Source organism: Streptomyces sp. NPDC005551, from assembly GCF_042871785.1.
Classification (GTDB): Bacteria; Actinomycetota; Actinomycetes; order Streptomycetales; family Streptomycetaceae; genus Streptomyces.
The window spans coordinates 440,672-453,079 of record NZ_JBIAJE010000001.1 but is presented as its reverse complement, the minus strand read 5'-3'; the positions used below and the strand labels follow the sequence as shown (position 1 = coordinate 453,079).

General features: G+C 72.9%; 13 protein-coding genes. 10 read left to right on the top strand and 3 right to left on the bottom strand.

All coding sequences use genetic code 11. The features are described from left to right. Window positions 1-15: 15 nt before the first annotated feature. From murC to ACFYP4_RS01750, 3 genes are all read right to left on the bottom strand, one after another. Complete coding sequence (gene murC, locus ACFYP4_RS01760) at window positions 16-1,407, bottom strand: UDP-N-acetylmuramate--L-alanine ligase (RefSeq protein ID WP_358855891.1); 1,392 nt, start codon at window positions 1,405-1,407, stop codon at window positions 16-18. Between the two features lie 84 nt (window positions 1,408-1,491). Beyond that, window positions 1,492-1,965, bottom strand: coding sequence for an indole-3-glycerol phosphate synthase (locus ACFYP4_RS01755; RefSeq protein ID WP_358855892.1), 474 nt, complete (start codon window positions 1,963-1,965; stop codon window positions 1,492-1,494). Window positions 1,966-2,158: 193 nt separating this feature from the next. Then, window positions 2,159-2,953, bottom strand: coding sequence for a pyrimidine reductase family protein (locus tag ACFYP4_RS01750; RefSeq protein WP_358855893.1), 795 nt, complete (start codon window positions 2,951-2,953; stop codon window positions 2,159-2,161). 37 nt (window positions 2,954-2,990) lie between these two features. On the opposite strand from ACFYP4_RS01750, the gene zapE reads away from it, so the two are divergent. The 10 genes from zapE to ACFYP4_RS01700 all read left to right on the top strand — a co-directional run bounded on the left by zapE (window position 2,991) and on the right by ACFYP4_RS01700 (window position 12,329). After that, window positions 2,991-4,112, top strand: a complete 1,122-nt coding sequence (gene zapE, locus ACFYP4_RS01745) for a cell division protein ZapE (RefSeq protein ID WP_358855894.1) — start codon at window positions 2,991-2,993, stop codon at window positions 4,110-4,112. A 147-nt stretch (window positions 4,113-4,259) separates the two neighbouring features. Continuing rightward, the gene (locus ACFYP4_RS01740) at window positions 4,260-4,598 is read left to right on the top strand and encodes a hypothetical protein (protein ID WP_388781676.1); all 339 of its coding nucleotides are present in this window, start codon (window positions 4,260-4,262) and stop codon (window positions 4,596-4,598) included. A gap of 71 nt (window positions 4,599-4,669) precedes the next feature. Then, window positions 4,670-5,245, top strand: a complete 576-nt coding sequence (locus ACFYP4_RS01735; protein WP_358855896.1) for a carbonic anhydrase — start codon at window positions 4,670-4,672, stop codon at window positions 5,243-5,245. Then, window positions 5,242-6,741: a SulP family inorganic anion transporter gene (locus tag ACFYP4_RS01730; protein WP_358855897.1), complete on the top strand. Its 1,500-nt coding sequence runs from the start codon at window positions 5,242-5,244 to the stop codon at window positions 6,739-6,741. The genes ACFYP4_RS01735 and ACFYP4_RS01730 overlap by 4 nt, the downstream gene beginning before the upstream one ends. Before the next feature lie 138 nt (window positions 6,742-6,879). Continuing rightward, window positions 6,880-7,701: a slipin family protein gene (locus ACFYP4_RS01725; protein WP_358855743.1), complete on the top strand. Its 822-nt coding sequence runs from the start codon at window positions 6,880-6,882 to the stop codon at window positions 7,699-7,701. Between the two features lie 87 nt (window positions 7,702-7,788). Beyond that, entirely contained in the window at window positions 7,789-9,171 is a 1,383-nt protein-coding gene (locus tag ACFYP4_RS01720; RefSeq protein WP_388781670.1) for a PhoX family protein, read from the top strand. A gap of 280 nt (window positions 9,172-9,451) precedes the next feature. After that, complete coding sequence (locus ACFYP4_RS01715; RefSeq protein ID WP_388782676.1) at window positions 9,452-10,288, top strand: PPK2 family polyphosphate kinase; 837 nt, start codon at window positions 9,452-9,454, stop codon at window positions 10,286-10,288. A gap of 104 nt (window positions 10,289-10,392) precedes the next feature. After that, a complete protein-coding gene (locus tag ACFYP4_RS01710) occupies window positions 10,393-11,247 on the top strand; it encodes a polysaccharide deacetylase family protein (RefSeq protein WP_358855734.1) in 855 nt (284 codons plus the stop codon). A 47-nt stretch (window positions 11,248-11,294) separates the two neighbouring features. Then, window positions 11,295-11,498, top strand: coding sequence for a hypothetical protein (locus tag ACFYP4_RS01705; RefSeq protein ID WP_358855735.1), 204 nt, complete (start codon window positions 11,295-11,297; stop codon window positions 11,496-11,498). A gap of 60 nt (window positions 11,499-11,558) precedes the next feature. Further along, entirely contained in the window at window positions 11,559-12,329 is a 771-nt protein-coding gene (locus ACFYP4_RS01700) for a peptidyl-tRNA hydrolase (protein ID WP_388781666.1), read from the top strand. The last annotated feature ends 79 nt before the right edge of the window (window positions 12,330-12,408 follow it).

The window sequence follows — 12,408 nt, the reverse complement described above, 5'->3', positions numbered from 1 at the left end:
TCACAAACGCTGTGCCTACTTCGACAGGCGGGCCAGGATCTCGGGGCCGAGATCCGTCACGTCCCCCGCGCCCATGGTGAGAACGAGATCACCGGGCTTCGCCATTCCCGCCACCACGGAGGGCACCTCCGCCTTGTCGTGGACCGGTGTCACGTCCGCGCCCGCGGCCCGCGCGGCCTCGATGATCAGCGCGCTGGTGATGCCGGGGATCGGGTCCTCGCGGGCCGGGTAGATGTCGAGGACCACCGAGGCGTCCGCCAGGGACAGGGCGTCGCCCATCTCCTTGCCGAGTTCCTGGGTGCGGGAGAAGAGGTGCGGCTGGAAGACGACGAGGATGCGGGCGTCGCCGGCCGCCGCGCGCATCGCCTCCAGGTCCGCGGTCATCTCGGTCGGGTGGTGGGCGTAGGAGTCGACGACCTGGACGCCCGCCTCCTCGCCCTTCAGCTGGAGGCGGCGCTTCACGCCGGTGTAGGAGGCGAGGGCCGGGGCCAGCTCGGCGGCCGGGATGCCGAGCGCCGCGCCCGCCGCGAGCGCCGCCACGGCGTTGTGCGCGTAGTGGCGGCCGGGGACGGAGACGGTGAAGGTCAGCGGCGTGCCGTCCAGCTCGACGGTGACCTCGCTCCTGAGTCCCTGCGCGACCACCGAGAGGACACGGACGTCCGCGTCGGCGGCCTCGCCGTACGTGACCACCCGGACGTCGCGGGTCCTGACGCGGCGGGTCAGCTCTCGGGCACCCTCGTGGTCCGAGGAGATGACCAGCGTGCCGCCCTCGGTGAGGCGTTCCACGAAGGTCTCGAAGGACTCGTAGATCTCGTCCATCGAGGCGTAGTTGGCGTGGTGGTCCAGCTCCACGTTGAGGATGATCGCCACTTCGGGGGCGTACTTGTGGAAGCTGCGGTCCGACTCGTCGGCCTCGGCGACGAAGATCTCGCCCGTGCCGTGCAGGGCGTTGGAGCCGGGGACGTCCAGGTCGCCGCCGATGGCGTAGGACGGGGCGAGGCCCAGCGTCGACAGGGACACCGCCAGCATGGAGGTCGTCGTCGTCTTGCCGTGGGTGCCGGCCACCGCGATCGGGCGCAGACCGTCCATCAGACGGGCCAGGGCGTCCGAGCGGTGGACGACCGGGATGCCCAGCTCCGCCGCGCGGGCCAGCTCCGGGTTGTCCGCGCGGATCGCCGAGGAGACGACGACACAGGTGGCGTCGGGGGCGAGATGACCGGCCGCGTGCCCGATGTGCACCGTCGCGCCCAGGGCGCGCAGGGCGTCGGCGGTCGCCGAGTCCCTGGCGTCGCTGCCGGCCACCCGGGCACCCCGCTGGGCGAGGATCTTCGCGATGCCCGACATCCCGGCTCCGCCGATCCCGATGAAGTGCGGTCGGTCCATGGCGGTAGGAAGGCCGGGTGCCATGTGTGTTCTCCCCAAGCGGTGCGGTGGTGACGAGCGGTAGGACGGCAGCGGACGGCAGGTGCCCGCGGCTGCGCGGGCCCCAGCCTATGCCTTGCTGTGCGAGAACAGTTTCAGCACCGGGACGCCCACCTTGTGCCGCGCCCGGGAGGCCCAGTCCCGGTGGAAGAACTCCTCCACGTAGTGCGGGTCCGTGAGCACGATGACCTCGTCGGCGCCGATCTCGTCGACCAGGGTCTTCAGCGCGTCCAGCGGGTGGTCCTCGACGAGCCGCCCCTGGGCCGCGCTGCCGGACGCGCGCAGGGCGAGCAGGGAGACGTCGAGCGCCTGCTGTCCCTGCCCGAGCGCGTCCTCGCCCTCGGGTGTCTCGTCCTCGCGGACCGCTTCGTCCAGCTCGCCGAGGGCGACGTCGTCGATGGCCCGCAGCAGCCGGTCCGCCTGGTCGCCGCGGGGCTGGAGCAGTACGTGGAAGGTGACCGCCTCGTCACCGTGCAGGGTCGTGACGAACTCCACGTCGGCGGACGTCAGGGCCTTCTCGATCATCAATACGCTTGTGAACACGACAGGCGCCCTTCTCCTCCGGGGCCGTCTGGGGCCCGTCTCCTGCGGGGGCCGCACGGCCCCGTCTCCTGCGTCTCGCGCACGGGCCGTTCTGTGACCCTGCGGAAACCATCCTGCCCCGTAACCGCACGGGTACCGCGCGGTGGGGCGTGCCCGGTGGAAACCAACCGGAACAGCGCATTCCGTGACCGTGTCAGGTCCGACGGTAACGGCTGAAGAGAAACCCGGCCTCCTCCAGCAGGGACGCCAGCCCGAAGCGCGCCGGGACCGTCACCGGGGGGCCCGAGGCGATCCGCTGGGCGCCGCCCGCCGTGAGCATCGGGGAGACGGTGAGACACAGTTCGTCGAGCACCCCGGCGGCGATCAGCTGGCCCAGCAGGCGGGGACCGCCCTCGGTAAGCTGGCGGGTCAGGCCGCGGCCGGCGAGGGCGCGCACCGCACGGGCGGGGTCCACCCCGGTGCCGTCCCCGGCGATCACCACCTCGGCGCCCGCCTCCTCGGCGGCGGCGATCCTGGCCGGCGCCGCCGCGGCACCGGTGAGCACGAGCGTGGGCACCAGCGGCGAGGTGAACAACGGCAGCGAGAAGTCCAGGTCGAGACTGGCGCTCACGACGGCGACGGCGGGCGCGGGGCCCTGCCCGGCCGCCGCGCGGAGCGGCGCGAAGGCCTCACGCGCGCGTGCCGGGCGGTACCCCTCCTGGCGCACCGTCTCGGCGCCCACCACGACCACGTCCGCGAGGCCGCGCAGGGTGCCGAAGATCCGCATGTCCGCGGCGCAGGAGATGGGCTGCGAGCGCCCCTCGTGCTGGGCCGCGCCGTCGAGGGTGGACACCATGTTCGCGCGCAGCCACGGGTCCCGGCCGCCGGGGTAGGCGTAGGCGCGCGCCAGCTCCTGGAGGCTCCACTCCCGGTCCGTCACCTCCGTACCGGGCGCCCCGTCCGAGGCCTGGGCTGCTGTTTCTTCGGTCACAGGGAACAGGCGTCGCATGTCGTGCAGTGTGGCACGGCCCTTAGAGTGGGTGACCGTGTCGTCCACCCCGGCCGCTCCCGGCCCCAGCCCGATAGCCGAAGCGGCTCCCCTGTCCCTGTGCGCCCGCGAGCCCCACGTCCCCGCGGACCGGCTCGTCGCCGAGATGGTGCCGCCGCCGCGCTTCGACTCGGTCCGCTTCGATACCTACCTCCCGGACCCGAACCAGCCCAGCCAGACCGAGGCCGTCCGCGTCCTCGGCGACTTCGCCGCCGGCCTCGGCGGTGCGCACGCCTCCGGTGCGGGCAGACGCAGGCTGTTCGGCTTCGGCAGGGCTCCGAAGGCGCCCGCCGGGCCGCGCGGCGTCTATCTGGACGGCGGGTACGGCGTCGGCAAGACCCATCTGCTGGCCTCCCTGTGGCACGCCACCCCGGCCGAGCCCGCCCTCAAGGCCTTCGGCACCTTCGTGGAGCTGACGAACCTGGTCGGCGCGCTCGGCTTCCAGAAGACCGTGCAGACGCTCTCCGGACACCGGCTGCTGTGCATCGACGAGTTCGAGCTGGACGATCCGGGCGACACCGTCCTGGTCTCCACGCTGCTGGGCAAGCTGGTCGACGCGGGCGTGGCCCTCGCGGCCACCTCGAACACCCTGCCGGGCAAGCTCGGCGAGGGCCGGTTCGCGGCCGCCGACTTCCTGCGGGAGATCCAGGGCCTGTCCGCGCACTTCCGTCCGCTGCGCATCGACGGCGAGGACTACCGCCACCGCGGGCTGCCCGAGGCGCCGGCGCCGTTCTCCGACGAGCGGGTCACCGAGACCGCCTACGCCACCGAGGGCGCGTCCCTCGACGACTTCCCGCATCTGCTCGACCACCTCGCGCGCGTCCACCCCAGCCGGTACGGCGCGCTGACCGACGACGTGCGGGCGGTCTGCCTGACCGGGGTGCGGCCGGTGCCGGACCAGTCCACGGCGCTGCGGCTCGTGGTGCTCGCGGACCGGCTCTACGACCGCGAGGTACCGGTCCTCGCCTCCGGGATGCCCTTCGACCGGCTCTTCAGCGAGGAGATGCTGAACGGCGGCTACCGCAAGAAGTACTTCCGCGCGATCTCCCGGCTCACCGCGCTGGCCCGGGACGCCAAGGTCCTGGTGGAGAAGACGGAATCGGAATCCGGCCGAACGTAAAACGCCTTCCGCAGGCGGTATCCCGCCACTCCCCCTCCCTGCCGTTTCAGGCCCCCTTCAGGGTGAAACGTTAAGTTAACCCAGCGAACAACTTGCCGCGCTAGCGTGCTGGTCGACGTGTGGGGACGGACGCCGGGAGGGGGGCGCGTGTTACGAGGTAGCAAGGCCCGGGCGCTGTTATCCGCTCTCGCCGCCGTCCTGCTGGTCCTTCAGCTGTTCGCGTCCTCCGAGGCGTTCGCGTCCGTACACACGAGCGAGATCATCTCGTGCGCGGAGACCGAGGACCCGCAGAAGGTGGCCCCGCCTGCGGCGGCGCGCGACCGGAGCCGCGGCCAGGACCGCGTACCCGAGGCGCCCGTCGGCGGCTCGCCGGCGCCGGCCCACCCCCGCGTGCTCCCGCTGCTCGCACTCGCCGGCCCCGACCCGCACGCGTCGAAATCCCCGGCCGCCCACTCCCCGGCGGCACTTCAGGTCTTCCGCTGCTGACCGAGGCGTGATCCCCCCACATCACGTTTCGTCAGCCGACGCGCCTTCGAGGCGCGCCAGGAGGAACCGACATGCAGCCCCTCATCGATCACGCACGCGCCCACGGACAGCGACCGGAGGAGTTCGCCCTGCTGGCCGCGGGCCAGTCTCCGCAGGCCCTGTTCATCACCTGTTCGGACTCCCGCGTCGTCCCGGCACTGATCACCGGGGCCCGTCCGGGCGAGCTCTTCGAGCTGCGCACCGCGGGCAACATCGTCCCCCCGTACACCCTTGGCCGGCCCACCGGCGAGGCGGCCACCATCGAGTACGCGGTGAACGTGCTCGAAGTCACCGACGTGGTCGTCTGCGGCCACTCGCACTGCGGCGCGGTCGGCGCCCTGGTGCGCGACGACGACCTGACCGCCGTACCCGCCGTCCGCGACTGGCTGGCCCAGACACCGCGCCCCGGGGGCGCGGTCGAGGACCCGTCCGTGACCGAGGCGGTGCAGAGCCACCTCCTGACGCAGCTGCTGCGGCTGCGCTCCTACCCGTGCGTCGCCGACCGGCTGGCGGACGGCCGACTGCGCCTGCACGCCTGGTTCTACGAGGTGCACACCGGAGCCGTACGGGAACACCGTCCGGACACCGACACCTTCGAGGCGCTGTGAGCGCCGCGACGAAGCCGGCCGGGGTGCGGCCGGAGCGCCCGGCACGGTTCCCCCACCTGCGGCAGGACTTCGCCGCGTCGGTCGTGGTCTTCCTCGTCGCCCTCCCGCTGTGCGTGGGGGTCGCCGTCGCCTCCGGCGTGCCGGCCGAACTGGGGCTGGTCACCGGCATCGTGGGCGGGATCGTCACCGGACTCATGCGCGGCAGCAGCCTCCAGGTCTCGGGGCCGGCGGCCGGGCTGACCGTACTGGTCTTCGAGGCGGTGCGGGAGTTCGGGCTGCCGGTCCTCGGGGTGATCGTGCTGGCGACGGGCCTGCTGCAACTCCTCATGGGAGCCCTGAAGCTGGGGCGCTACTTCCGGGCCATCTCGGTGGCCGTCGTCGAGGGCATGCTCGCCGGCATCGGCCTCGTGCTGATCGCGGGCCAGCTCTACTCGGCGGCGGGGCTGACCGCGCCCGCCTCCGGCCTGGACAAGATCACCCACCTGCCGGAGGCGCTCGTCGGGGCGCTCGACGACACCGGGTCCCTGGCGTCGCTCGCCCTCGGCGCGGGCACCGTCGCCGTCCTCGTGCTGTGGAAGCGGCTCCCGGACCGGGTCCGGACGGTGCCGGGCCCGCTCGCCGCGGTCGCCCTGGCCACCCTCGCCTCGCTGCTGTTCTCCCTGCCGGTCGCCACCGTCGAGGTGCGGGGGCTGCTGGGCTCGCTCCAGCCGCCGCCCCTCGACGCCTTCGGGGAGCTCGCGAGCCCCGGCCTCCTCGGCACGGTCCTCGCCTTCGTGCTGATCGCCTCGGCGGAGAGCCTGTTCAGCGCCGCCGCCGTGGACCGGATGCACGACGGGCCGCGGACCCGGTACGACAAGGAACTGATGGCGCAGGGCGCGGGCAACACCGTCTGCGGGCTGCTCGGCGCCCTGCCGATGACCGCGGTGATCGTCCGCAGCGCCGCCAATGTGCAGGCGGGCGCGCGCACCAAGGCGTCCCGGGTCCTGCACGGTGTCTGGCTGCTGCTGTTCGCCGCGCTGCTGCCCGCCGCACTCGCGGTGATCCCGCTGCCCGCCCTCGCCGGCGTCCTGGTGCACGCGGGCTTCAAGCTCATCCCACTGCGCCAGATCGCCGTGCTCTGGCGGGAGCACCGCGGGGAGGCCCTGATCCTCGTCGTCACCGCCGTGTCCATCGTCGTCGTCAGCATGTTCGAGGGTGTCCTGATCGGCCTCGCCCTGGCCGTCGTCAAGACCGCCTGGGAGGCCTCGCACATACGGCTCGAGGTCATAGACAAGGGTGCGGGCCCCGTCCAGGCGTATCTCTCGGGCAACGCGACCTTCCTACGGCTGCCGAAGATCCTCGACAGCCTGGAGGCGCTGCCGCAGGACCGGCCGGTCGAGCTGAACCTGTCCGGGCTGCACCATCTCGATCACGCGTGCCGCGTCGCGCTGGAGAACTGGGCGGCCCGGCACAGCTCGACCGGAACCGAGCCGGTCAGGGTCACACCGGTGCCCTGAGCCGCTCGGCCGCCCGACCGGGCCGGGCCCGCCCCCACGGCGGGCCCGGCCCGGTGCCGTGCGCGGACTCCGGGGAGCCCGAGACGGCGGCGTACAGTGGACTTTCCAGGCATGTCGGGCGGCTCGAAGGGGGTCGTCGTGCTCGAAGAACTTCTCGTCGCAGGTGCGGCAGCCGGTTCCGCGGGGCTCGTCTACCTCGCCGCGGCCGCCCGGATCGTCAAGCAGTACGAGCGCGGGGTCGTCTTCCGGCTCGGCCGTCTGAGGGGTGAGGCGCGCGGACCCGGTTTCACCGCCGTGGTCCCCCTGATCGACCGGCTGCGCAAGGTCAACATGCAGATCGTGACGATGCCGGTGCCGGCGCAGGACGGCATCACCCGGGACAACGTGACGGTGCGGGTGGACGCCGTCATCTACTTCAAGGTCGTGGACGCCGCCGACGCGGTCGTCCAGGTCGAGGACTACCGCTTCGCGGTCTCGCAGATGGCGCAGACCTCGCTGCGGTCGATCATCGGCAAGAGCGATCTGGACGATCTGCTGTCCAACCGCGAGAAGCTGAACCAGGGCCTGGAGTTGATGATCGACAGCCCGGCCATCGGCTGGGGCGTGCAGATCGACCGGGTCGAGATCAAGGACGTGTCGCTGCCCGAGACCATGAAGAGGTCCATGGCCCGGCAGGCGGAGGCCGACCGGGAGCGCCGCGCCCGCATCATCAACGCCGACGCGGAGCTCCAGGCGTCCAAGAAGCTGGCGGAGGCCGCCGGCGTGATGTCCGAGCAGCCCGCCGCCCTGCAACTGCGCCTGCTCCAGACCGTGGTGGCCGTCGCCGCCGAGAAGAACTCCACCCTCGTCCTGCCCTTCCCGGTGGAGCTGCTGCGCTTCCTGGAACGGGCGCAGCAGGGCCCGCCGCCGGCCGCGCAGCCGGGCCCGCCGGCCGGGGGTCCGCCGCCGGGCGGCGAGTGACACGTGCTACGCGCGTGGTTCCGGTAGCCCGCAGCGCGTGATACCACAGCGGGGTCACAGTCCTGTCCGCCAGCAGGAGGTTGCCCCATGTCCGAGCCCGCCCGATCCGCGACGCGACGTCAGGTCCTCGCCCGTACAGGCGCGTTGGGCGCCTCGATCGCCTTCGCAGGAAACCTCTCCGAACTCTTCGCGGGCACCGCCGCCGCACAGGATCTCGGCCACCACGGCTACGGCCCCCTCGTCCCCGACCCGGACGGACTGCTCGATCTGCCGGAAGGTTTCCGCTACCGGGTCCTGTCCCGCGAGGGCGACCCGCTGCGCTCCGGTGAGGGTCTGGTGCCGAGCAATCACGACGGCATGTCGGCCTTCCCCGGCGGCCACGGCCGGGTCCATCTGGTCCGCAACCACGAGAACCGGGCGACCGCGAAGATCCCGGTCCCGGCGGTCGAGGGCATCACGTACGACCCGACGGGCAAGGGCGGGTGCACGGCCCTGACGGTGGACCGGCACGGCAAGGTCCTCTCGGAGCGCGTCGCCATCGCCGGCACCGCCGTCAACTGCGCCGGCGGGCCCACTCCCTGGGGCACCTGGCTCACCTGCGAGGAGACGGAGGACAGGGCCGGCACCAACGGCTACACCAAGGACCACGGCTTCATCTTCGAGGTCGACCCGGTGAACCCGCGCCGCACCGGCGCCGTCCCGCTCACCGCGATGGGCCGCTTCCAGCACGAGGCGATCGCGGTCGACCCGCGGCGCGGCATCGTCTACGAGACCGAGGACGCGTTCCTCAAGCCCTTCGGCCTCTTCTACCGTTTCCTGCCCAACAGGCCCGAGGGCGGCCTGGGTTCGCTGCGCGCGGGCGGCAGGCTCCAGGCGATGCGCGTGCCCGGCGTGCCCGACCTGTCGTCCATCCAGGAGACGGGGGCCACCTTCGACGGCATCGAGTGGGTGGACGTACCGGACCCGCTGGCCGCGCAGACTCCCGTCCGGCTCCAGGACTTCGGCCCGAAGGGCATCACGCACGCCCAGAAACTGGAGGGCTGCTACTGGGGCGGGACGTCCGTGTACTTCGTCTCCTCCTTCGCCCACAGCGCGGAGGGCTCGGCCGCGGACCACTACGGGCAGATCTGGCGCTACGACCCGTCCTCGCGCCGCCTCACGCTCGTGATCGTCTTCGGCCCGGACACCGACATCCAGCTCCCGGGCGAGTCCCCGGACAACATCTGCCTCGCCCCGAGCGGCGGCCTCATGGTCTGCGAGGACGGCAACGGCGCCCAGCACGTCTTCGGGGTGACCCGGCGCGGGGAGGTCTACCCGATGGCCCGCGGCGCCCAGAACATCGGCACGCCCGAGGCCCCGGAGTGGGGCGAGTTCGCGGGCGTCACCTTCTCCCCGGACGGCCGGACGATGTACGTCAACTGCTACACGCCGGGCACGACGTTCGCGGTGACCGGGCCCTGGCGCAGGTGAGGCAGGGCCCGCCACCTGAGAGGGCCGAGCCCCGGGGCGCCCGTCCCGGGGCTCACCGCATTCCCCCGAGTCGGACGGCGGGTAGCGGGCACCCGTGCCCCGGCACAGGATCGAGGGACACGGCGTGAAGGGGTACGTGGTGGCGAAGAGCAAGGCCAAGACCAAGAGCGGTGCCGGGAGCAAGCACGAGAGCGGTTCCGGCAAGAACGGGGCCGGCAAGGACGCGGCCGGCAGGAGCGGCGCGGAGCAGGGGCGGGACTCGGGCGAGCGTTCGACTCCGCTGCGGGAACTGCTGCGCGTCCCCCCGGGCGCCCCGGTCGACCTCTCCTCCTACGACACGAAGGGCACGCCCGGCGGCCCCGCCGACAAGGCCGCGGGCCGCGAAGCCACCGCCCGGACGGGCGAGCAGCTGGCCGACCTGCAGGAACGCCTGTACGCCTCGGCCACGGCGGGTGACCGGCGCCGGGTCCTGCTGGTGCTCCAGGGCATGGACACGAGCGGCAAGGGCGGCACGGTCAAGCACGTCATCGGCCTGTTCAACCCGTCCGGCTGCCGCATCAGGGCGTTCAAGGCACCGACCCCGCAGGAGCGCAAGCACTCGTTCCTCTGGCGGGTCAGGAAGGCGCTCCCGCAGCCCGGCGAGATCGGCATCTTCGACCGCTCGCACTACGAGGACGTTCTGATCGCACGCGTCCGCGAGCTGGCTCCCCGGTCCGAGATCGAGAGCCGCTACGGCCGGATCGACGACTTCGAGAAGTCCCTCGCGGACGACGGCGTGACCGTGGTCAAGTGCTTCCTCCACGTCTCGTACGAGGAGCAGCGCCGACGCCTCCTGGCCCGCCTCGACAACCCGGACAAGCACTGGAAGTTCAGCCCCGCCGACATCGACGAGCGCGCCCTGTGGCCGGCCTACCAGGAGGCGTACGAGACCGCGCTCGAACGCTGCTCGGGGGTCCCCTGGCACGTGGTCCCGGCCGACCGCAAGTGGTACCGCAACTGGGCGGTCAGCAAGCTCCTCCTCGAACATCTGGAGGCTCTGGACCCGCAGTACCCGAAGGGCGACATCGACGTGGCGGAGTGCCGGGAGCGGCTGCTGGGCCAGACCCTCTCCCCCTGAGGCCGGGAGGGACGGGCGGCCGGGCGGGTGACGTCGCCGGCCGGTCGGCACGGCACGTACCCGCGACGGGCGATTAGTCACATTTACCCGGATACCTTCATCGGGTGATCATTCTTGTACGACACATCGCCGCCGTCTGTGTGCTGAGCGCCGCCCTGGCCGCCTGCGGCTCCGCCGACGCCCCGTCGGCCGCCCGGCCGTCGAAGGCGTCCGCCCGCCCTTCGGCCACCTCCCGCTCGGTCTCCCCGACGCTCGCTCCGGGGCCCGCAGGCCTGACGCCCGTCTTCACGAACGGCCCCCGGACCCGGGACCGGACGGTCGCGCTCACCTTCGACGCGGACATGACCTCGGACCAGGGGGAACGGGCCGCCTCCGGCGAGCGCTTCGACAACCCGGGACTGATCGCCGCGCTGCGGGAGCTGAAGGTGCCCTCCACCGTGTTCATGACGGGGCGGTGGGCCGACGAGTACCCGCGGGAGGCCCGGGCCGTCGGGCGGGACCCGCTCTTCGAGGTCGCCAACCACTCGTACAGCCACCACGCCTTCACGGGCGACTGCTACGGCCTGCCGACCGTGCCGCGGGAGCGGATGAGGTCCGACGTGGAGCGGGCGTTCGCTGCGTTCCGCCGGGCCGGGGTACCCGATCCGAAGCCGTACTTCCGGTTCCCCGGCGGTTGCTACGACCAGCCGGCGTTGCGGGCGCTGAGCGCGTCCGGCGTCACCGCCGTGCAGTGGGACGTGGTGAGCGGGGACGCGTTCGCGACGGACGCCGACGCGGTCGCCCGGCAGGTGCTCGACGGGGTCCGGCCCGGTTCCGTCGTCGTCATGCACTGCACGCGCAGCGCGGCCCCGACGACCGAGCGGGCGGTGCGGACCATCGTGCCCGAGCTGCGCAGGCAGGGGTTCCGGTTTGTGAAGGTGTCGGAGCTGATCGGCGCGACGGCGGCCCACCGCTCGTAGAGCTGTCCGACGGACGCCTGGTGGCGGGCCCGGCCTACGCTGGAGGCATGAGCGACTACTGCGACACCGGCGCGGAACGGGAGGCGGGCCCGGAGCGGGCCGTCGGCCCGGCGCCCACGGCGGACGGACCGCCGTTCGCCGAGTGCGTGCTGTGCCGGAGGCCTACCGAGTACCCGGAGTCGTACAAGGGGGCCACGCTGTGCCCCGTCTGCGAGTGGCAGGAGGCGCAGCGCACCGCCTGCTCGGGCTGACCGGCTCCGGAGGGACCGGCCCGACGAGTGCCGCGTCCCGTCCGCGGGCACGACCGCCCCATGGGGGCCGATCTTGCGCCTGGCAGACTGGACGGCGTGACCAGTGATCCGAGCGCCGTCGATCCCGCGCCGTCCGGCGACAGCCCCTTCCGCTCCGAGCGCACGGCGCGCGACGAGGCGCCGCAGTTCGTGCTGCCCCTGGTCGTCCGCATCGAGAAGACCGCTCCCCCGGCGCGCACGGACGCGCTGGAGACGGCGGCGCGCGCCGTGCTGACGGTCCTGAGCGACGAGCGGTCGCTCGGGGACGGGGAGTGGGCGCAGCGCGTGCGGGACTGGCAGGACGCCCGGATCCGCAAGGTGGTGCGCCGGGCGCGCGGCGCGGAGTGGCGGCGGGCCGAGGCACTGCCCGGCATCACGGTGACCGGCAAGTCCGCCGAGGTCCGCGTGTTCCCGCCGGTCCCGCTGGACGGCTGGCCCAAGGACCTGGCCCGCCTCCAGGTCTCCGGCACGGACCTCGAGGACCCGGAGCCCCCGGTGGACACGGACCCGACGGCGCCCGTGCTCTGGCTGAGCCCGGACCTGGACATGTCGGCGGGCAAGGCGATGGCTCAGGCGGGGCACGGGGCCCAGCTGGCCTGGTGGGAGCTGTCGGACGAGGAGCGGGCCGCCTGGCGCGACGCGGGATTCCCGCTCGCAGTCCGTACGGCCGAGCCCGCCGGGTGGAGCGGACTGACCGCCTCCGGGCTGCCGCTGGTGCGCGACGCGGGCTTCACGGAGATCGCGCCGGGGTCGTGCACGGTGGTCGCCGACCATCCCGCACTGCGCCGCTGACCCCCTCTTCCGCAAAGATCCGGCACTTCGCCGGGGCGATTGAACAGCACAGCCGTCCCGTACGTACCTCCTGGCGCTG